The sequence below is a fragment of the Streptomyces sp. NPDC046349 genome, from assembly GCF_055587885.1.
Genome location: NZ_JBVJFK010000018.1, coordinates 19,221 through 39,440 on the forward strand (window position 1 = coordinate 19,221; position 20,220 = coordinate 39,440).

Below are 20,220 nucleotides of genomic sequence, written 5' to 3' on the forward strand. Positions count from 1 at the left end.
ACGACAGGATCGCGAGCTGCACGCACCGCCGATGGGCGGCCTGCCCCCGCCGATAGAAGCGCTCCCACAACCCGGAATCGCGCTGTGCCAGCTTGTACTTCGCTTTGGCAAGCTGGGCTCGCAGGGCCGTCGATGCAGTCCCACGGCCTGGCGTTAACGGTTCGAATTGGCCCCACGTTTCCGGTCTGGGGTGGCCCCACTTCGTGGCTAACGCGACGACTGTTCCGGCCCGAGGTAGCCCCGGGTTCCGGCCTCAGCCGGCCCAGCCCGGGGGACTCGGTCGGGGAGGCTTGATGTCGCGGGGCGGTCATGAGAGAGAATGCTGCGCATGACGACTTGAAGAGCACCGGCCGGGCGGCAGCACTGGGTCAAGGTCGCGTCCTGGGACACGGTCAAGGATGGTGATCGCCGAATCTGCGCCGCTTGCGAAACCGAGGTCTGCTCCTACCGGTTCCGCTTCTATCCACCTGAGTCGGCGATGTTCGAGCGGTGCGTCGGCTTGGCCTGGTGCTCCGGATGCCGGATCTATTCCGGTGCGATGGTTCACGTTCCCCGAACACATGTCGTCGTCGACGCGCTGGCTTCCCTTGCTGCGGACGAGCGCGATCGGCTGCTTCGCAGCGAGGTGAAACTGATCAGGTATCTCGAGAGCCGCGGCGGCCGGCAGTGATCGATATCCACCGGGTGACCGGTGATCTGTGAGAGCTACTTCTTCGTCTGCTGCTGCTTCGCTTTGGTCTGCGCGAGGCGGTAGGACTCAGTGCCGGTTTCGATGATGACGCCGATGAAGATGAGCCGGTCGACGATGGCCGCGCTAAGACGTGGGTCGGTGAACGTCTTTGTCCACCCTCCGAACGATTCGTTCGAAGCGATGGGGGCACTGTTCTTTTCCTCCCTCTCGGTCAACAGGGGCTTCGGTCCAGTCTCGCAGGCGACGCCAGGCGGTCACGCCCGAGCAGCCAACCACACCGGCGGGCACATCCCGCCAGGCCACACCTTTACGCAGCACGTAGACGATGCCCGCCAGTGCGACACGGTCAGGCACCCGAAGCCGGCCTGGGTGTCGGTGCCTTCGCGCGGGCTGGGGTGGCAGCAGTGGGGCTATGCGCTCCCACAGGTCATCTGGGACAAGATCATCGGACACCCCGAAGACCCTGCCCACGAATATCACCGGCTGCCTGCCGACACGACGATCTCATTGTGAAACGATCAGTCGGTTGAGGCGGAGGCCTGTCCGGCGTGCTCATGCAGCTCCGTCGTCTCCTCCACGACGGCCGTCAGCCGCACAAGCTTGACCGTCCGGCCTGGGCGCTGTGCATAGTGTGCTCATGGATCGATTCGCGGGTCAGGTCAGCCTCGAATGGTGGGCCAATCGCGAGGTCTGCCTTGAGAAGTACGGCATCGACATCATCGTCACTGTCGACGAGGTCGGTACGTGGCAGGCAACCGGGCGGCATGCCAACCTCCTCGACACGACCCAGCGACAGGGCTGGGACTTCCTGATGGAGACGGACCCCCACTTCTCCGTTGTGTTTCCCGGCGAGGACAACAGTGGAATCTTGGTGAGAGTCTTCGAAGCAGAGGATGGAACCCTCACGCTCATGGAGGCGCCGAACGGGCACGGTTCGGTGAACATTACCTTCGACCTCACCTGAGCTCAGTTCCATGGGCAGGAACCGACTTGGCCGCCCTACCCCCCAACATGTCGCTCCTCGCTGATCTCTCAGAAGGAAGTTCGCAGACGGCGAAGGCATGTGAAGCTGCAGGCCAGTTCGAGCAGGCCTTGATGCAGATCCGCGCATCGTTCGTAGCGGACGCGGAGCCGCTTGAACTGATGCAGCCAGGCGAAGGCGCGCTCGACGACCCAACGCACCATGCCCCGGCCGGAACCGCGGGTGACGCCGCGTCGTGCGATCAACGGCTTGATGCCGCCCTTCCACTGGAGGCCGCGGTACTTCGAAGTCGTAGTCCCGGTCGGCATGCAGACGTCGGGGCGTGCGCCGGGGGACGTCCCCGCCGACCCCGAATCGGCGGAACGGCGTTCAGCACCGGCAGGAACTGGGCGACGCCATCCGTCGTCCTGGTTCCCGCCGGTCAGTGTCACGGAGAGCGGCGTTCCGTGGCGGTCGACGATCAGGTGGTGCTTGGAGCCGGGGCGGGCGCGGTCGACGGGCCCGGGGTCGACGTGATCCCCCCTTTGAGAGCCCGGACGGGCGACCCGTCCACGGAGCAGTCGTCCAGGTCCGGTCCAGCACGTCGGCGCGGCGAAAGTCGGCCAGCAGGGTGGTGTGCAGGCGCGGCCGGACACCGGCCTCGGTCCAGTCCCGTGGCGGGGCCCGGCCGTTACCCCGGAGCAGCCCACGGTCTCGGCGGGGACATCGCGCCACGCGACACCGTTCCGCAACACGTACATGACGCCGGCGGGTGCTGCCCGGTCGGGAGAACGCAGCCGCCCGGGATAATGGCGGCGCCGTTCGGGAGTGGGCGGCAACAGCGGGGCCACCCGCTCCCACAGGTCGTCAGGACGCAGGGACGGGGGAGAAGGGAGTGGCGGCGGGGCTGGTGGTCAACCAACCGTCCACTTCTGATTGGCGGCGCCGGTGCAGGTCCAGGTCTGCAATCGGGTGCCGTCGGCAGAGGAGTTGCCCTTGGCATCCAGGCACTTGCCCGCCCCGGTGTTGATGAGGTCACGGGCGGCGGTGTACGTCCACTTCTGGGCGTTGGTGCCGTTGCAGGTGTAGAGCTGGACGACGGCGCCGTCGGCGGTGGAGCCGCCCGCGACGTCCAGGCACTTGCCGAGGGCGCGGATGGTGCCGTCGCCTTCGATTGTCCACTGCTGGGCCGCGTTGCCGGTGCAGTTGTGCAGCTGGATGGGGGTGCGGTCGGCGTCGGAGCCGCCGGCCACGTCGACGCACATGCCGCCGATGCCACGGATCGGGCGGGCGGCGGGGGCGCTCGCGGAGGAGGCGCGGACATAGTCGACGGTCATCGTCTGCGGGAAGGAAGTGGAGGCGTCCGGGCTGCCGGGCCAGTCCCCACCGACCGCCAGGTTGAGGATGATGAAGAACGGGTGGTCGAAGACCCACTTGTTGCCGCCGGTGTCGGCCGGGGTGAGGGTCTTGTACGTGGTGCCGTCCACCGACCAGACGAGGGAGTGCGGGCTCCAGTCGACGGCGAACGTGTGGAAGTCGTCGGCGAAGGCGCGGCCGCCGGGCAGGTTGTACGCGGCGCCGAGGCCGCCCGCTCCGGAGTAGCCGGGGCCGTGCACCGTACCGTGCACGGTGTTCGGTTCGCGGCCGATGTTCTCCATGATGTCGATCTCGCCGCTGTTGGGCCAGCCCACGCTGCCGAGGTCGTTGCCGAGCATCCAGAAGGCGGGCCAGATGCCCTGGCCGCGGGGGATTTTGATGCGGGCCTCGAACCGGCCGTATGCCTGGGTGAAAGTCTTGGCGGTGTTCAGTCGGGCCGAGGTGTATTGGCACTGCCCGTACCAGCAGCCGAGGCCGGCGTCGGTGTTCTTCCGCGCGGTGATGACGAGGTTGCCCTGGCCGTCGAGCGCGGCGTTCGAGGTGCTGTTGGTGTAGTACTGCAGCTCGTGGTTGCCGAAGCCCGAACCGCCTGTCTCCAGTGTCCACTTGGCGGGGTCGGGAGCGCGGCCGGCCGGGCCGTCGAACTCGTCGGACCAGGTCTGCGCGACCACTGCTGCACCGGCGGGTGGGGTGACCGAACGAGTGAAGGACATGAGAACCGCCGCGACCAAGGCGATGGTCACGAGGAGCACCACTCGGCCGAGAGAACGGCGACGTGCGCGATGAGCAGCAGCCATGGGCATGGTTCCTTGTCTGGGTGGGGGAGGAGGGGGCAGGACGGGCGGAGCCGTGAAGAGTGACCGGAGGAGGTACGAGAGCGCTCTCAACCGTGACGCCATGTCACCCGCGGCAATGAGTCTTACGGAGGGGTGACCGTCAGGGCAACATCAGACGTCGCTGCTCGCACGCCTCTGAGCTGCGTCTTTCTCTTGCGGCCTTCGGCTTGACGCTCTCTTAAGGCTGGCTTGAAGCAGAGACGTGTGAAGAGGAGCCTCACGTGATCGTCGGCCGGACGGCCGCCTCGGGCACTCCGCGCGGGCATCCGGACTGCGTGCTGCCGGCCACGAATCCAGCCCGGCCGAAGGCTCCTCGTCCCTGCGTAGGTGTGGGGCGTCGCGCCGCCCGTCGATCGGTGCACCGGCGTCGGTCCGCGACACACGGGACACATCGACGAGCAGCGCCGTCGGCCCCGTACGGGGCCGGGCAACAGGTCCTTCCGGGTGCTCGCGCCCGGAAGGACCTGCTGTCGCGCCGGCCTCAGGCGGTGTGCAGGGTCAGGCCGTAGCGGCCGAGGATCTCGTTGATCGGCTGGAACCACGTCTGGCCGCCGGACGAGCAGTTGCCCCAGCCGCCGGAGGTGACGCCCTGTGCCTGGTCCCCGCTGAGAAACGAGCCGCCGGAGTCGCCTCCCTCGGCGCAGACGCTGGTCTTCGTCATCTGGTGGACTGCGCCCTGGCTGTAGTTGACGGTCTCGTTCTTGGCGAGGACGGTGCCGCAGTGCCAGCGTGTTGTGGACCCCGACCGGCAGATCGAGGCGCCCACGGGTGCCTCGGCGGAGCCGCGTACCAGCCGGTCAGGGACGGTGCCCCAGCCGAGCACCACCGGTACGGTCCACCAGCCGCTGTGGATGCCCACGTAGGCGTAGTCGTTGCCGGGGAACGAGGATCCCTGGAAGGTGCCCATCGCGGACCCGTCCCAGCCGCGCACGGCGGCCCCCGCCTGCCCGCAGTGCCCAGCCGTCACGAAGCCGCCGTACACGGAGAAGCCGATCGAACAGCGGACGTTGCCGGTGTAGTACGGGTCGCCGCCGACGGTGCCTGCGGCGTACGTACGGGGCGCCTGCGCCGTCTCGGCGACGGTGACGGGGCCGCCTGCCCGGGCCAAGTCGACGAACGCCCGTACGGCGGGAGCTTCCCGCTCGGTACGCACGACCGTGACAACGACGCTGTTGGTCTTCGGGTCGACGTGCCAGCCGGCCACTCCGGTGGGGGCGTGCAGCGTGTCCAGGCGCGCTTTGGCGCGGTCCAGCGCGGCGGCGCTGTGCCGGACGAGGCGGGTGTCGGCGCCCAGTGCCTGCACCGCGGACTCCTCCGCGCGGTCGGTCACCGCGACAACGAGCCGGCCGGTGGACGGCTCGTACCACGAGCCGCCGTACGCACCACCCGCGGCCTGCCGTGCGGTCTTCTCCACGGCGGCGGCGGCCTTTTCTGCGCTCAGCCGTTCCTCGGCCTGGGAAGCGGTGAGGCCGAGGTCCCGGCGCATCGCGTCGAGCAGTCCGGCCGAGGCGGACGGCGCTGTGGCGGACGATGCCGCTGCGGGCTCCCGAAGTGGGACGGCGCTCGCCACGCCGGCGTGGGCGGCGCCCAGGCCGACGGTCAGGAGCAGGGCGCCGAGGGCGGCGCGTAAGGGGGTGGTGTCTTTCACGAGACCTCCTGGTGTGGGGGATCGAGCGCTTGAGAGCGCTCTCACAGAGAGTCGGGAGCCACGCTAACCGACGTCTCTTGTCAGGTCCATACCAAAGGCTCCGGTCGAAGAAGTTGGTCAGCGCGATCCGGATTGACCGGCCGTGCAACGGGAAGACGTCCGGCCATGGGCGTACCGCAGATGCGGCCGACCGTGGAGGGCCGGTTCCGCCACCGCGGGGCCGAGCTGGCGTACGACGACACCGGCTCGGGACCTCTGGTGGTCTACGCCCACGGCGGTTTCGTCAGCCGGGCCGTGGAACGGCGCATGGACCTGTTCGACTGGGCGCCGGTCCTTCGGGCAGGGTGCCGCTTGGTCCGCTTCGACGCACGGGCGCACGGCCGTTCCACCGGCCGGCCCGTGGAGGAGGACTACACCTACGCCTCGCTCGCCGACGACCTCCTCGGCCTGCTCGACCACCTTTCCGCCGTGGGGCCGGTGGACGCGATCGGCATGTCGATGGGCTCCGGAACCTGTCTCCACGCCGCCGTTCGGGCGCCGGACCGCTTCTCCCGCCTGGTGCTGCTCCTCCCGCCGACGGCCTGGACGACCCGGGAGGAGTACGCGCGGGCCAACCGGGCTGCCGCCGCCACCATCGAGCGGCACGGCCCGGAGAGCTGGCTCGCCGCTCGGGGCCGGGCGCACCGCCCCGCCGTCGTCGCGGATGTCCCCGCCTTCCCTCCCACGCCGGCGGAGCCGCTCCTGCCGTTCGTCCTGCGCGGCCTGGCCCGCTCCGACCTGCCGCCGCCGGCCGCGCTCGGCTCCCTTCGCTGCCCGGCCCTGGTCATGACCTGGGTGGACGACCCCGGCCATCCCGTGTCGACGGCGGCCGCCCTGGCCGACTACCTGCCCCGGGCCGAGCTCCACCTCTCCCGCACCCGTGCCGACGTGCGGACCTGGGGACTGCGCATCGCGGACTTCCTTACCGGCGCCCGCCCCTGACGCGCCACGTCACCGTCGTCTGAGCCGCGGCGGAACAGCCCCGCGGCAGGGCACCTCCGGCCGGCCCCGCGTTGTCGCGCCGGGATCGCCCCATCACCACGCACCGCGGCACCGAACCCGTGGCCGACGCGGCGCGGCCGGCCCCGCGGTCGCGCCGCAGTTTTTTCGGTCGACCACCTGGTGCAGCGCACCTCACCCACCTGCCGCGCTGCGCCAGTACGCCAGTGGCCCGATGGACATGGGGCGACTTCATCGAGGACGTGGACCCGCTGGTCCCGTGCCGCGGAGACCTGATGGCGGCTCGGTCCGTGCTGGCCTCGCACCGGCTCGCGCTCGGCGAGCCGACCTTCCGTCTCGCCATCTCAGAGGCGGGCACGCGGGGCCAGCCCGCGCCGATAGCGCGTGCGCGGGTGAGGCCCGGTGCCCAGAACGCTCTGGGGGCTGCCTACCGCGCCCAGTAGACCCCGAGCCGGGCCAGTGCCTTCAGCTGCTCCCGGGTGAGCCGGTCGCGGGGGGCTTTCTGGTTGCCGATCCAGATTCCCACCCGGTGTTCGGTGCCGTCGGGCGGCTGCTCGACGACCGTTCGTCCCGGCAGTCGGCTTTCCAGCGCCGTGTACTGCTGGAGGGCCTCCAGCTCCATCAGGAAGGCCGTACCGCAGGCTGTAGGTGCCTTCACCGCCGTCGTGCGGGGCTGCATTCGACGATTTCTCGCGCAGCAAGCAGTCTGCTGGGGTGGTCGCCGATGAGTCTGCTGGTGATGAGCAGTGCGCTGATGATGGGGACGCCTTGATCTTTCAGGTGCTGCTGGACGGAGTCCATGTCGATACCTGCGGCGAGGAGGGCCCTGCACTCATCGATGTGGTCGGCTGTCCGCTGGGCCTGCTCGGGGGACAGCCCGCTGACTGAGGCGAGTAGTTCTTCTGCGGTGGGGCTCGGCATGGTGGGGATTTTTTCAAAGATCGTCTGCAGGCTCCACGGGGTTTCAGCTGCCGCCTCTTGCGCCTACCGCGCCCAGTCCATGTCGGCTTCGGCGAGGGCTGCGAGTTGGGCGGCGTTGAGCTTGTTGCGTCTGCTTTTGGCGTTGGTCAACCAGATGCCGAGCTACACGGCGTGCTCGTCGCCGTCGAGGTCCACCGGTCTCGACATGTGCCCTGGGGACCGTCACCGACCCCGTACGCACCGTGTACTGCTGCAGGGCTTCCAGGCCCGTCTGGAAGGCTGTCCCACCCGCGCGTGGCCCGGACGCCGCCGCCGTCTTCGCCGGCGTCGTGCGGGCCGGAGTGGCCTTCTTCACGCCGAGCGCCTCGAGCCGCTGCTGCTCGGCGTTCAGTCGGTCCGAGTTCCGGCGCTGCGATGCGAGCCACCGTCCGACGCCTGCGCGGCCCGCCTATACCCGGCACCCTCACTGGTCCACGGCCCGGTCGTCGACACCGCCCCACTGCATCGGTTGTTGGGGTGGCCCGGTGTGGGTGGTGATGTAGGTGGCTTTCTGGAACGCCTGTTGTTCGGGGGAGAACGCACTCTTCGTCGAGGAAGTGGTGTTGCCGAGGCTGAGACCGCCGCCGTGCTTGCCTCAGGGCCTGGGTGCTGGGTACGACGCACGTCGACAGAGGCATGCTGGTTTCTGCTGGTCGCCCTGCAGCGCGGCAGGGAAGGGCCCGCAGACCGGCTTCTCGGGGGCAGATTCGTGTTGCGTGACTGAGTCGGGGTGCATCGAACGCGACGGGGCAGCAGGGCTGGGGAGGCTGGCGGGTCGCGACAGGTGTTGCGCTCACCCTCGCGGAAGTCGGAAGACGGAAGACGGGCAGAGCCCGCTCTCAGAACCACGCCATGCACGCGACGTGCCTGGATACCGGAGCGAGTGAAGCCGCTGTCAGAGCAACAGCCCGCCCTGTCCCCTGAGCGTATGCCGTTGGTGGTGCAACTTCGTGATCTACGCCCGTACAACCGGATTGCGCCATCGTAGGTCAACGGGTCATGCTTTCATCCCAAGTACTCGTCAAGGGCGACTCAACCGCCACCCTCCGCCGCGACCACGTGAGCATCGAGCTTGAGGGCGGCCGGGTGCGTGTCGCCATACCTCTCGTTGCCATCCAGAGGGCGGGTCTTGATGGCGAAACGGCCATCAGGATCGTCCTGACCGACGGGGAGCCTCGCTCGATCCAGGGCGGCAACCCCACCGCCACCGAGGCGTTTCTCGCCGCCCTGAACGCTGTGCTCCCCGAGGAACGGGACCCGGCCGGCAGCGCCCTGGTCACCACCGAGGAGGATTCGTCCCCCTTCAGGACGTGGCACGTGGCGGCGGGGGGCGGTGCCGTCCTGCTCGTCTACGTCGGCTATGTCTCCTGGATCGGCGGCACGTACGGCATCCCCCACGCGGCCCTCTCCACCGTGTCCATCCTGGGGGCCCTGTTCGGCGTGCTGTGCACCGGCGCCGTTGTGGGCAGCTTCCTCGACCGGGTGACGCTCGCCCGACGCGGCATCACCGTCGTCGCCACCCGAGGCCACTACCCGAACGGAAGGCGGCAGAGCTACTTCACCTACACCGACACCAGCGGCAACGAGTACTACAACCACAGCAGCCGCTCGTCGCTGACTCTCCACCTCGTCTACGACCCGCAGAGCCCGGGCACCAGCGCCGTCCGGCAGACATTCGCCTGGATGACGGTGAAGCACATCCTTGGACTGACCCTCGCCCTCGGCCTCGCCTGGCTCTGCGTGCTGGGGATTGCCGCCCCCTTCCGCTGACGCGTGAGCGCGCCGGGTCCGTCGGACGGCTTTCCCGGGCGCGCAGCAACGCGCCGCAGGGCCACACCTCCTGTGAACGCATCTCAAGTAGCCAACAAAGGCTCATCACCTCGCGTCACACCACACCTGATGCGTCCCGCGAGTAACGGGTTCCCGCCCGTCCCGTAGCGGTACGTGGACGCGGTGCTCGCCGATCCCGAGGCAACGGCGGGTACGGTGCGTGTCGGCTGGAGCGAGGAGTACGCATTGATCACGGTCGATGTCCAGCACCGCGGCAGCACGGCCCTGCTCAGCGCCAGCGGCTCGTGGGATGCGGGGAGGAACATGGGGCGGCGGGGCGCTCACCCACCGACCGTGGGGCAGGATGGACGCGATGCCCGGCCCTGTCCTGCGTTGAGGAGCAGCCCATGAACCACTCCGCCCCCACGACCGCGCTCGACAGGGAAGCCCTGCGCGCGGTCATCGAAGCCGCGATCGTGAACTACCTCGACGGTGCCGAGGAAACGGATACCGCCGGCCTCGCCGCCCACGTCACGGCCGCCGTCGAACGGCTGCTGGCTGCCGGACCGCCAACCGAACCGGTTCCGGAGGGCGACGAGATCTGAACCTTCTCCGGCACGAACGCCAGCACGGGCACGCGCCGAAGGACTGACCGAAGGCCCGCCGCCGACAGGCTGCGCTGCCCGGCTGCACCTCGGCTGAGGCGCTCGGGTGTACGAAAGCGCGTCAGTGGCTGTCAGTGGCTGAGGCGCCAGTCGACGGGTTCGCAGCGCACCCCGGGCGCCGCTCACGCACCGCCGACGGCGGCAGCGGGGCCATCCCGACGGGCATGGTCAGCCCTGGACCGCCCGGACGGCCGGGGATCGGCAGCACATACCGCGCCGCTTCGCCGCACTGCCCGCCTTCACCGTGACATCGCTGTTCCGATGGCCCGGCCGTGCGGATCGCCGCAGGCCAGCGACACCTCGCCGTGGGGCACGCCAACGACGTCGGCTGGTCCTGCCCGCAGCGCACCCGGCGCAGTTGCTGCCGCGCGAACCCCGCGAGCGGCTCCGGGGCCGCGAAGGCCGTCGCCGTCGTGAGCGCCACCGACACGGCCGTCCGGACGGAAGTCGTTCGTCCAGCTCGCAGCGCCGTGCAGGCCTGCAGGAGGTCGCCACACCTGCATGCTGCCGGTCAGAACGCACAGCAAGCTCATCGCCTCGTGCGCCTGAAGTGGGCATCCGAATTGTCGAATCCGAGATAGGGCCCGAGGCCGACCGCTTCGGGAGGGTGCGAGCCGGTGGCGGCGCCCGAGCCGGCCGGACCGTGTCCGCAGCGACACGGTGCCGTACGGGGTGCTCCTGGCGGGCGGGGACGCCGAGGCCGGCGAGCGGGTTGCTCTGTCCTGACTGTTCAGGGTGACGTAGCTGCACGAGGCCGAGGACCACGGTGAGTGAGACATCGCCGGTGCTACCCGGGTACCGCCTTCCGCCCGTCCGGGCGATCGCGGAGGTGAGCTACGGCCCTGGTGCGGGCCCCACCTCACCGGGCGTTCAGCGGAGTGCGAGGGCCATGTCCGCCGTCCGCCGTCCGCCGCCCACCGTTCCCCTTACCCAGCCACCACGTTCGCGAGCAGACCACCCGGCCGCAGGCCATCGTGTCGGCGGGTGTTGGCCAGATCCGACAAGGGTTCCTTCGATCCGGGTATTCCGGTGGATGCCCTTCGGCGCGGCGCAGGCCGGCCATCGGCCGGTGGACGGCCTGCGCCGCAAGGGGATGATCAGCGAGCCAGGAAGGCGAGGATGCGCTGGTTGACTTCCTGCGGCTTCTCGGCGAGGAGATGGTGACCGGCGCCTTCGATCATCGCACCGTCCGATCCGGGGGGCAGTATGGCGATGATGTCGGCGAGTGTCGCCTCGTCGACCACGGGGTCCTCGGTTCCGTGCAGGTACAGGGTGGGCTGGGAGGGCAGCTTGTCCAGCACGCGGGCCATGTCCCATTGCGGGGTGCCGAACGTCGCGGCCGGGAAGTTCTGCCGGTAAAGCTCCAGGCCGAGGTGGAGCCTCTCCGGCGTGTTGAGTCCTTCCTTCATGGCCTTGCGGTCCTCGGTGGAGTCGTAGCCGGGGACGGTCCCCGTCCAGTGGTCCCAGAGCCAGTCGAGGTAGGCGAGGTCGTTCGCTGCGACGAGTTGGTCGGCTATGGCCATCTGGAAGAAGTAGAAGTGGACGTACCGCTCGATCCTGGCGGGATCCGCGCTGTCGCGGTCGTAGAACGGCAGGGGCGGGACGTCGTTGACGACGACCTTGGCCCACCGCTCGGGTGCGGCCGCGGCGGCTCCCCAGGTGGTGAAGCCGCCCCAGTCGTGCCCGATGAGGACCGCGTCGGACCCGCCGCCGAGCGCCTCGTGCAGGGCGTTGGCGTCGGCGATCAGATCGGGAAGGCGCATGCTGCCGTCCGGCGGGATCTGGGAGGGGGCGAAGCCCCGCATGGTGGGGACCACGGCGTGGTATCCCGCCTCGGCCAGTGCGGGCATGAGGTAGCGGTAGAGCCTTGGTGTGTCGAAGCCGTGCAGCATCAGGGCGAGCGGCCCTTCTCCTGCTTCGACGTAGGCCAGCTCCAGACCGTTGACGGTGATCCGCTTGTGTTCCATCTCCAGCTCCTTGTTGGGCGAGAACCTCTAAAAAGAACGTTCTAACTAGTCGGAAGCTAGCAGATCGTTCGCGTGATCCACAAGCTAGAACGAACGCTCTATCCAAGGCGTTCAACGGTGTATGCGGCGGGCCCCCTGATGCGGTGTCAGGCGGCGGCACGGGTCTGAGGGGACCGGCATCAAGCAGGTCGCCCAGGGAGGCCCAGGCCGCGCTCGGTTCGGGCCAACACGTCTTCCCGTGGTGGGCGGGCCGGGGGAGTGGCCGCAGTCCAGTTGCCGACCAGGAGTTCGCCGACCTGTGTCGGCGTCACTGTTCAAAGAGGCCGACCCGGCGAATGCCGTCACCGCCTGCGCCCGCGCGCTCGCTCGTCAGCTGCGCGACTCCGAGTGGGTGGACGCTGCCCGATGAGCGAGACCACACTGCAAGTCGCGGGCGGTCCCACGCTGTCGAGTAGCCGTCCACCGAGTCTCCGGTACTGGCGGGACATGGTGGTAGACACCCTTCGCGAAGCCGAGTCACCGGTGACGGTCGCGGAGGAGCACCTGGCCCGGCTCGTCGACGCCTGCACGGGGCGAGAGCCACCCGCCGTGCGGACCGTACGCATTACCGGCTCGAAGTCATGTGTCAACCAGCCCTCGTCGCCGGCCTCACCGCCAAGGCCGGGCCGGACCTTCGGCCTTCATGCCCGGCCATCAGGCGTCGAGGATCAGCGCTGGGTCGGGGCCGTCGGCAGTGGCTTGGGCGGGTAGTTGCGCAGGACGAGGGAGGTGGTGACCGGTCCGTAGCGGGCGAGCGAGTCCACGACCTGCTCAAGGCGTTCGGCATGAGAACAGTGCACGTCGAGCAGCAGGCAGTCCTCGCCGGTCAGGCGGAGGGTCGAGACGACCTCGGGAGTCCGGGCGGCAGCGGTCAGTGCTTGGCTCAGCTGTGCGTGGGTGGTGCGCAGCCGGACGACGGCGTGAATGTTCAGTCCGACCGAGGCTGGGGCGACGACGGCGCGGTATCCGGTGATGATCCCGTTCTTCTCCAGGCGTTGGATGCGGGCGCTCGCTGCCGGCTGGGACAGCCCGACTCGGCGCCCGACCTCGGCTCCGGTGAGCCGGCCGTCGGCCTGGAGCAGGTCCAGGATGGCGCGGTCGATCTCGTCGAGTGATTCCATCGTTGTCGCCACCACTTTCTTTGCGATCACTTGCCGAGCCTTCTCATCGGCGCTGATCCGTCAAGAATCGCCCCCAGGCGTCCCCGTGAACTGACCGGGGCCACGATCGGATGGGCGGTGGACGATGGCTGCGTACGTCATCATCCCGGGAATCGACGGTTCGGATGACCGGCACTGGCAGAGCTTGTGGGAGAAGCGATGGGGGCGCTCGGCGGTCCGGATCGCACCGGACTCGTGGAGCAGGCCGGACCTTTCGGACTGGGTTGCCGCGATCCAGGCTGCCTACGAGGTCGTATCCCAGCGGGACGAGCGGGTGGCGTTGGTGGCTCACAGCCTTGGCTGCTGGGCGGCCGCGCACTGGCTGGAGCGGACACGGCCCGACGCGGTGGCGGCGTTCCTGGTCGCGCCTCCCGATCCCCGGGGGCCGGCGTTCCCGCGTGGGGCGGCGCCGACGTTTCTGGACCTGTCCGCTCGCCCCCTGCCGTGCCCGAGCCTGATGGTGGCCAGTGACGACGACCCATACTGCGACCCGAAGGCGTCCGCCTCCTTCGCGCAAGGGTGGCAGGCGCAGGGCCACCTCGTCGAAGGTCGAGGCCACGTCAATTCCGCCAGCGGCCTCGGTGAGTGGCAGGCAGGCCTGGAAATGCTTCGCGGGCTCGTCGACTGCTGAGCTGACCCATCCGACGCGGAGGCCCCGCGTCGGTGCCGGTCGCAACCCCCGTTCGCCAAGCCCGCGCGCGGTCTGATCGACCCCTGCCGGAACCACCCGTTCTCCCAGGTCACCGCAAGGCGGGAATCGCGCGCGGGTGTGCGTCGAGCGGGTCAACCGCTGCCGCGGCAGGCCTGTCGTTTCCCGTCGATGAAGGCCCCGTCGGGGGGCGTCTTGCCCACGCAGGAACTGGGCGCGGGGGCGGGCCCGTCGGCGCCCGGTACGGCACGGCGGGGTCAGGCGGCCTCGAGGGAGTCGATCCAGGCGATCAGGCGAGCGCCCTCACGGTCCATGACCCCCGGGTCCCGCAGGGCGTTGGCCAGCAAGGACATGCCCTGATAGGCGCCCACCAGGGCCAGGGCCTGGCCCTCGGGATCCGGCTGGCCGAGCTCGCGGAATTGGTGCTCCACCCAGGTCAGCAGCAGCCGGATGACCCTGCCCGCCTCCACGTCCAGGCCGCCCTGGTCGCGTTTTCCCAGCTCCGCGGCGAGAGTGCCGGTCGGGCAGCCGTAGCGGACGGCGAGGTCACGCTGACTCACCCAGCCCTCGATCAGGCCTTTGAGGCGCTCACGGGGATCGGGGAGCCGGCTCAGCTGGCCGAGGAGCAGGTTCAGATTTCGCTCGTGCTCCGACAGGGCCGCGGCGACGAGTTCGTCCTTGGTCTTGAAGTAGTAGTACACGTTGCCCACGGGCACCTCGGCCGCGCGCGCTATGTCGGCGATGGTGGTGCGCTCGGCGCCTTGCCGGTGGACGACGTCGGCCGCGGCTTGCATGAGTCGCTGCCGCTTCGCGCCGGCGACTCGGGCGCGGGCGGATTCCTTTGGGTGAGTCACCCGACTAACCATACGGCCGCGGACGTGCTACGCTCAGCGAGCAAGTCAGTCAGTCAACTAACTAAGAAACCGTGATGTGAGGAGCCCTTCGTGATCGTCGTCACTGGCGCCACCGGAAACGTCGGCCGCACGCTCGTCCGCCTGCTGGTCGAACAGGGACAAGAGGTCACCGCAGTCGCCCGCCGCATCACCCGGGCCGACGTCCCGCCCGGCGTGCAAGTCGTCGCCGCCGACCTCGGCCAGCCGGCCGCCGACCTGCCCGCCACGGCGGCCGCGGTCTTCCTGCTCGTCGGAGGGGACCTCATGATGACCGGAGATCCCACCGCAGTTGTCGCTCCGTTCGCGAACTACGGCAAAGTCGTCCTGCTTTCCTCCCAGGGCGTTGTCACCCGCCCCGACTCCCTGTCTCACGGACAGGCCTTCGCCGCCTACGAACAGGCCGTCATGGACTCCGGCACCGACTGGACTCTCCTGCGTCCGGGCGGTTTCGCCTCCAACGCCTACGCCTGGGCACCGTCGGTCAGGGCGAGCCGCACCATCTCCGCACCCTTCGGCGACGTCGGGCTTCCGGCCATCGACCCCGACGACATCGCTGCCGTGGCCGCCGCCGTCCTCACCCGGCCCGGTCACACCAAGGCCAGCTACGAACTCACCGGCCCTGCCTCGACCACCCCGCTCCAGCGGGCCGCCGCCATCGCCGACGCGATCGGCGAGCAGGTCACCTTCACCCATCAGACCCGGGAGGAGGCCCGCGCCCAGATGCTCACCTTCATGCCCGCCCCGGTCGCCGATACCACCCTCGACATCATCGGCACCCCCACCCCGCACGAGCAGACGGTCAGTCCCGACGTCGAGAAGATCCTCGGCCGCCCCGCCACCACCTTCGCCGACTGGGCCAGGCGCAACGCCGCCGCCTTCGCGTGACCGGCGGCGCCGCCACGCATCGCGCGGCCGCACGGGTGCCGTACCGGGGAAACCGACCGTGCATCAGAGCTCCGAGAAGGACCATCGCTCTGGCTGCCGACCAGATCGGCCGTGCTGTGACCTCCCGGGCCGGAAATCCGGTTCCGGGACACCGGCGATCACCATGGGGTAGCCGCACAGGTGTGCCCCCGCAGGCAGCGGATCGCAGGACGACCGCGCCCCCGCTGGACCGCGGCGCCGGAGGCGCCGGTGTCCGCCTGGAGGGGAGGGGAGGGGGGCGTGAACGGCTGGCAGGCTCTCGCGAGCGGCTGAAGCGATGCGGCGGGCGCTCGAATCTGACAACTGCTATGCGCTCGTACACATCAACAAGGGCTGCCTGAGACCGAGATGGCCATGATCCCCACAAGCACGACGCGATCCCCGCGTCGAGGGAAGTATCTCGGCAGGCACGATCCGGGGCGGAGGTGCCTTTCTCCACACCCGTGCCGCGGTCGGCGTCGCCGGCCGCACCGAAGCGCTGCTCGACGAGATCTGGGACGACGTCATCAGTGCCCATGCGCGCGGCCTGGCGCTCGCCCCTGCGGGAAGTGCGCTGCCGCCGATCCTCGACCGCCTGTAGCGGGAGCCGGCCCAGACGGTCGTGTCCGCACGCACCACGGCCCGGGCTGGTGCGACGGTGGAAGGAGGAGACTTGTAGGGCTCGCGATCCGTGGCACAGGCAGTGCTCCCTGACCAGCGGTGCCTCCGCTGTCTCAGGCCGTGCCGCAGCAGCCCAGTCTCACGGACTTGGCACTCCCTCACGGCTGTGCCCTCGCCGGCACCCCCACGGGCAGAGCTGGCTCCACGAAGACCAGACGAGCCCTTGACCGGATGGCAGGACGGGGCCGCTCCGGCGGTATTCAGATCTGTTGGTCGTTGCTGTGGTGGCCGAGGGCGCGGCCGAAGCGTTCGGAGATGGCCGGCATCAGGCTCTCGCCGTCGGCTGGGCGATCCAGTCCGAAGACATAGCCGGGGAAGTCCAGGTCTTTCTGCACGGCCCAGATCCCGTCGTGGTCCTCCGGCGGAAGGATGCGCGCCGGGTCGCCGACGGCGACCCAGCCGATGGGCACCACGGAGTCGGCGGGCAGCACGGTGCGCAAATGTACGATGCCGTTGATCCGCACCTCGGAGCGGGTACCGATCCGTGCTCCGTTGAAGACGCGGCTGCCGGTGGCCAGAAAGACTTCATCCTCGACCCGGCAGCCGGTCAGGTAGGAGGTAGGGCCCACCAGGACCTGCCGTTCCAGGACCAGCGGATCCCGGCGGGTGCCGCGCAGAACCGCGTTCTCCATCACGATGCTGCCCTCGCCCACATCCACCGGTCCTCCCTCGGCGGTGAGCACCGCGCCGAAGAGCACCCGGCACCCGGACCCCACGCGCACATCCCCGCACAGCGTGGCGGTCGGGGCGACATAGGCCGTGGGGTGGACGGAGGGCGAACGGCCCTCATGAGTGATGAACATGGCCACGATCATGCCGCCTTTCCGTGCGCCTGCGGGTGTGCGCCACGTTCGGTCATGAGGAGGGGGAGCCGGTCAACGCGGCGACGCACTGAGCGAATTCGGTCCGCTGACGGCCGGTCAGTGCGGCGTACAGCGGTGCCTGCAGCTCGTCGGTGAGCCGCTCGGCGCGCTGCCACCGGGGGACCAGGGCCGCCGCGACGGGATGCGGCTCCCGCCAGCCGTAATGGGCCGCCTGCTCGACGCCGAGGTTGACGACCATCGCCTCTCGGGCGCTCAGCCCGCTCAGGCGCACCGCCGTCAGATGGCAGGCGCCACGGTGTTCCCGCAGGACGTGGAGGCGCTGCATCGCCGCACCGACCGGGTCGTCGCCGGGTACGGGCTGCTCGCGCCAGCCGGCGAACAGCGGTAGTGCGTCGGCGTCGGCGGCATCGATCAGCTGCTGTGCCAGGCGGTTGAAGTGTTCCACGTCGGCTTCGCCGGGAATGTGGGCGCGTCCCCACGTCCGGACGGCCCGTGCGTAGCAGGCGGCGGCCTCCTCCGCCGGCATCACGGATCGTCCGGCCCGCCATCCGGTGATGACCAGCTCGGGGCCGAGGAAGCCTTGTATTGCTTGGACCACCGGGGCCGGCGCCTCCCCGAGCACTCCGAACCGGCCGCGGCAGTAGAAGCCGCGCCCCGGGGCGAACCCGGCGCGCAGGCCGATGGCAGCGGTGGCGTCGTCGGACATGAATTCGTCACCGAAGTTGTGGAGGGGTCGGGCCACCGCGGAGATGCAGTCGAGGATTTCCATACGTTGAAGGTCGCTCACGGCAACTCATCAGGTCAAGGGGATGATTCTGGAGGTGACCCTTTAGGTAACCTATCGAGTCATGCTGGATATTCGCCGTCTGCACATGCTCAAGACCGTCGCCGCCCGCGGCTCCATCACCGCGGCCGCCCAGTCCCTGGCGCTGTCCGCCGGTGCCGTGTCCCAGCAGCTGGCCGCGCTCAGACACGACGTCGGGGTCGATGTCCTGCGGCCTGACGGGCGAACCGTCGCACTCACGGAGGCGGGCCGCGTCCTCCTCGAGCACGCCGACCGAATCCTCGCCGCCATGGAGGAGGCCGAGTGCGCTGTCGCAGCCGTCAAGGGCACGGTCGGCGCCACCGCCACGCTCGCCGCGCTGCCGTCGACCGTCGCCAGGATCGTGGCCCCCGCCCTGACCGCGCTGGGCTCGGACCATCCGCAGCTCGCCGTGACCTGCCTCGTCACCGACCAGGCGCAACTGCGGGAACTCACGCTCGGCACCGTCGACGTGGTGCTGGGGCAGCGCTACCACCACCTACCGGAAACCGCACCCCAGGGCATCGCGGTCTCCCCGCTGCTCGACGATCCGCTGCTGATCGTCACCGCCGACCGAACCGACGGGCATCCGGTCACCCTGCGCGAACTGGCCACCCACAACCTTGTCCTGCCACCAGCGACCACGGACTGCGGACAGGCCATTCTGCATGCCTGCCGCCAAGCCGGATTCACACCCGCGACGCGCTATGTCACCGCCGACATCGCCGCCCAGCTCGCTTTCGCGCAAGCCGGCCTCGCCACCGCGCTCATCCCTCAGACGGCCATCGACCCCGCCACACCCGGAATCCGAACCGCACCCATCGAGGACCACCCGATCCTGCGCCTCCTGTTCGCCGCTACCCGTCACACCGAAGCGACCAACCCGACGACCGCAGCCGTTACCGCGGCACTGCGCACAGCAGCGCACCAGAACCGCACCACGCACCTCCCGCGGTCCTGAACGCCATCCCGTATGAGCGGGAGTCACCCACGATGCCAGCGCGGTGTCCGCGACGATGACGACGCGGAGCCGGAGGTCGTCCGTGCCGCGGCCGGGCGGGAGGAGACGTCGGCCGGCCCCGGATCGCACCACTGGCGCCATCGTGATGTCCCACCTCTGATCCCAGCCAGTCGATGTACCGGTGAGTGAACATGACCAGCTTCCCGACCTGGTCCAGGAGCGGGACGAGATCGGCGGCGGCTGCCCGACCGTCGGACCAGACGATGCCGCGGTAGGTGCCGCCGGTGATCAGCCGCTCCTTCTGTGTGCGCGAAGGCTGAGCTCTCTGCCGACCGCCCATCTACAAAGGCCTACGCTGGGCACCGGTGTGCATGGTGCTGCGCCGACGAGACGATGGGCGTTCGTAGTCGGCCAGAGGGGTCGCGGCTGCAACACCCAGCCACAGCCGGCGGATGCGTGGCCAGGCCGGGCGGGGCGGCCGCCTTGCGGGCGGGGAACGGGGACGCGGCGGTGACCCCGACCATCTGCCAAACGTCGTCCTGATCGGCCGGGGTGAGCGGGGCGCCACTCCCTCCGCGCAGCATCGCCCGGCCGGGGCGGAATGGCTGCGGGCAGCGGCCGTCGGCCGCATGCCGACGGGTTCGCCTCGGGGACATTGCGCCGCGATGAGTGCAGCCGCGCATCGGACCAGGGCCTCGCGCGCGTCGGTCTCGGCGTCGTCGAACGCGTTCGGCGCAGTCCGCGGCTGCGTCGTTGTCGAAGGGACCGGTATCCCAGTTGCCCATGCTGATCCCGTCTGTAGGTTTGTTCGCTTCGGGGCAGCTTGTCCGCCGGTACTTGACGCCGACCGTATGGCGCAGTCCCATGAATACGGGTGAAGGGGGAGCCGGGTGACCGACGAGGACAGCGACGCTGAGGTTCGGGACGACGAGCGCCCGCGAGTCCCGGGTCCGTCGGGATTTGCGGACCATTTCTGGCTGGTGGTGCTCGCGCTGATCGTGGTGATTCTCTTCCTGGTCGGTCTCATGGGCGTGGACACCGGGCCCGCGCACCAGGACGGGTATACCGGCTGGCGTTGACCTCCTCTCTCCTCCGTGATGGCCCGGGTGGACCATCGCCCGGGCGGTGGCGACCTCGGTCTGGAAGTCGACCGTGTCGTCGATGCGGGCCTGCCACCAGTTCGGTGTGGTTCCGGCGGGCGATGATGCTGCTGGCCTCCGCCGGTGGCAACACCGTGCCGGTGATCGCGCGGCTGGTCCAGGCGCAGAAAGGACACCGTCTGCGACGTGATCCTCGCTTCAACGAGATCGGGCTCGTAGTCAACCCACGGTGGGGGGTATGAGGCCGTCCCCACCTGCTGTGCCCCACCGGGGACAGGACCACCGCCAAGCGCTTCGACAAGGCTCTCAGCGTCACCCTCAACTCGGTCGTCTT

At 69.6% G+C, this 20,220-nt stretch carries 17 protein-coding genes and 4 pseudogenes; 10 read left to right on the forward strand and 11 right to left on the reverse strand.

Features of this window, described 5'->3' with window-relative positions:
• Positions 1-705 precede the first annotated feature (705 nt).
• Positions 706-909 (reverse strand): annotated as a pseudogene (locus tag ACZ6JS_RS32955) (ATP-binding protein); the annotation flags it as partial.
• Positions 905-1,144 (reverse strand): annotated as a pseudogene (locus ACZ6JS_RS32960) (transposase); the annotation flags it as partial. The pseudogenes ACZ6JS_RS32960 and ACZ6JS_RS32955, both read right to left, overlap by 5 nt.
• A gap of 184 nt (positions 1,145-1,328) precedes the next feature.
• Here ACZ6JS_RS32960 and ACZ6JS_RS32965 point away from each other — a divergent pair.
• Positions 1,329-1,655 (forward strand): hypothetical protein, encoded by a 327-nt coding sequence (locus ACZ6JS_RS32965; RefSeq protein ID WP_469303479.1) that lies wholly within the window; start codon positions 1,329-1,331, stop codon positions 1,653-1,655.
• Positions 1,656-1,723: 68 nt separating this feature from the next.
• Here ACZ6JS_RS32965 and ACZ6JS_RS32970 read toward each other — a convergent pair.
• The 3 genes and pseudogenes from ACZ6JS_RS32970 to ACZ6JS_RS32980 form a co-directional block, all read right to left on the reverse strand.
• Positions 1,724-2,530 (reverse strand): annotated as a pseudogene (locus tag ACZ6JS_RS32970) (IS5 family transposase).
• Positions 2,531-2,566: 36 nt separating this feature from the next.
• Positions 2,567-3,826: a family 16 glycosylhydrolase gene (locus ACZ6JS_RS32975; protein WP_469303481.1), complete on the reverse strand. Its 1,260-nt coding sequence runs from the start codon at positions 3,824-3,826 to the stop codon at positions 2,567-2,569.
• A gap of 520 nt (positions 3,827-4,346) precedes the next feature.
• Positions 4,347-5,513 carry a S1 family peptidase gene (locus ACZ6JS_RS32980; protein ID WP_469303483.1) on the reverse strand — a complete coding sequence of 389 codons (1,167 nt, stop codon included), beginning with the start codon at positions 5,511-5,513 and terminating at the stop codon, positions 4,347-4,349.
• 165 nt (positions 5,514-5,678) lie between these two features.
• Between ACZ6JS_RS32980 and ACZ6JS_RS32985 the strand changes: the two genes are divergently transcribed.
• Positions 5,679-6,494, forward strand: a complete 816-nt coding sequence (locus tag ACZ6JS_RS32985; RefSeq protein WP_469303485.1) for an alpha/beta fold hydrolase — start codon at positions 5,679-5,681, stop codon at positions 6,492-6,494.
• Positions 6,495-6,939: 445 nt separating this feature from the next.
• Here the strand turns inward: ACZ6JS_RS32985 and ACZ6JS_RS32990 are convergent, their stop codons facing one another.
• Complete coding sequence (locus ACZ6JS_RS32990; protein ID WP_469303487.1) at positions 6,940-7,191, reverse strand: hypothetical protein; 252 nt, start codon at positions 7,189-7,191, stop codon at positions 6,940-6,942.
• A 35-nt stretch (positions 7,192-7,226) separates the two neighbouring features.
• Between ACZ6JS_RS32990 and ACZ6JS_RS32995 the strand changes: the two genes are divergently transcribed.
• From ACZ6JS_RS32995 to ACZ6JS_RS33005, 3 genes are all read left to right on the forward strand, one after another.
• On the forward strand, positions 7,227-7,400 hold the full coding sequence (locus tag ACZ6JS_RS32995) for a hypothetical protein (protein WP_469303489.1): 174 nt from the start codon (positions 7,227-7,229) through the stop codon (positions 7,398-7,400).
• A gap of 1,071 nt (positions 7,401-8,471) precedes the next feature.
• Positions 8,472-9,242: a hypothetical protein gene (locus ACZ6JS_RS33000; protein ID WP_469303491.1), complete on the forward strand. Its 771-nt coding sequence runs from the start codon at positions 8,472-8,474 to the stop codon at positions 9,240-9,242.
• Between the two features lie 407 nt (positions 9,243-9,649).
• Positions 9,650-9,847 (forward strand): hypothetical protein, encoded by a 198-nt coding sequence (locus tag ACZ6JS_RS33005; protein ID WP_469303493.1) that lies wholly within the window; start codon positions 9,650-9,652, stop codon positions 9,845-9,847.
• A gap of 1,157 nt (positions 9,848-11,004) precedes the next feature.
• On the opposite strand, the gene ACZ6JS_RS33010 is transcribed toward ACZ6JS_RS33005, so the two are convergent.
• Both ACZ6JS_RS33010 and ACZ6JS_RS33015 read right to left on the reverse strand, forming a co-directional pair.
• A complete protein-coding gene (locus tag ACZ6JS_RS33010) occupies positions 11,005-11,874 on the reverse strand; it encodes an alpha/beta fold hydrolase (RefSeq protein WP_469303495.1) in 870 nt (289 codons plus the stop codon).
• 707 nt (positions 11,875-12,581) lie between these two features.
• A complete protein-coding gene (locus ACZ6JS_RS33015; protein WP_469303497.1) occupies positions 12,582-13,064 on the reverse strand; it encodes an Lrp/AsnC family transcriptional regulator in 483 nt (160 codons plus the stop codon).
• Positions 13,065-13,158: 94 nt separating this feature from the next.
• Between ACZ6JS_RS33015 and ACZ6JS_RS33020 the strand changes: the two genes are divergently transcribed.
• The gene (locus ACZ6JS_RS33020) at positions 13,159-13,704 is read left to right on the forward strand and encodes an RBBP9/YdeN family alpha/beta hydrolase (RefSeq protein WP_469303498.1); all 546 of its coding nucleotides are present in this window, start codon (positions 13,159-13,161) and stop codon (positions 13,702-13,704) included.
• Positions 13,705-13,979: 275 nt separating this feature from the next.
• On the opposite strand, the gene ACZ6JS_RS33025 is transcribed toward ACZ6JS_RS33020, so the two are convergent.
• Entirely contained in the window at positions 13,980-14,516 is a 537-nt protein-coding gene (locus ACZ6JS_RS33025) for a TetR/AcrR family transcriptional regulator (RefSeq protein ID WP_469303630.1), read from the reverse strand.
• A gap of 150 nt (positions 14,517-14,666) precedes the next feature.
• Here ACZ6JS_RS33025 and ACZ6JS_RS33030 point away from each other — a divergent pair, with 150 nt between their 5' ends.
• A complete protein-coding gene (locus ACZ6JS_RS33030) occupies positions 14,667-15,500 on the forward strand; it encodes an NAD(P)H-binding protein (protein ID WP_469303500.1) in 834 nt (277 codons plus the stop codon).
• Positions 15,501-16,399: 899 nt separating this feature from the next.
• Here the strand turns inward: ACZ6JS_RS33030 and ACZ6JS_RS33035 are convergent.
• Together ACZ6JS_RS33035 and ACZ6JS_RS33040 are read right to left on the reverse strand one after the other, a co-directional pair.
• Positions 16,400-17,002: a gamma carbonic anhydrase family protein gene (locus ACZ6JS_RS33035; RefSeq protein WP_469303502.1), complete on the reverse strand. Its 603-nt coding sequence runs from the start codon at positions 17,000-17,002 to the stop codon at positions 16,400-16,402.
• A gap of 52 nt (positions 17,003-17,054) precedes the next feature.
• The gene (locus ACZ6JS_RS33040) at positions 17,055-17,810 is read right to left on the reverse strand and encodes an SCO6745 family protein (RefSeq protein ID WP_469303503.1); all 756 of its coding nucleotides are present in this window, start codon (positions 17,808-17,810) and stop codon (positions 17,055-17,057) included.
• 61 nt (positions 17,811-17,871) lie between these two features.
• On the opposite strand from ACZ6JS_RS33040, the gene ACZ6JS_RS33045 reads away from it, so the two are divergent.
• The 3 genes and pseudogenes from ACZ6JS_RS33045 to ACZ6JS_RS33055 all read left to right on the forward strand — a co-directional run.
• On the forward strand, positions 17,872-18,786 hold the full coding sequence (locus tag ACZ6JS_RS33045; protein ID WP_469303505.1) for a LysR substrate-binding domain-containing protein: 915 nt from the start codon (positions 17,872-17,874) through the stop codon (positions 18,784-18,786).
• An 890-nt stretch (positions 18,787-19,676) separates the two neighbouring features.
• On the forward strand, positions 19,677-19,865 hold the full coding sequence (locus ACZ6JS_RS33050; protein WP_469303507.1) for a hypothetical protein: 189 nt from the start codon (positions 19,677-19,679) through the stop codon (positions 19,863-19,865).
• A gap of 92 nt (positions 19,866-19,957) precedes the next feature.
• Positions 19,958-20,119, forward strand: a pseudogene (locus ACZ6JS_RS33055) (IS630 family transposase); the annotation flags it as partial.
• Positions 20,120-20,220 lie beyond the last annotated feature (101 nt).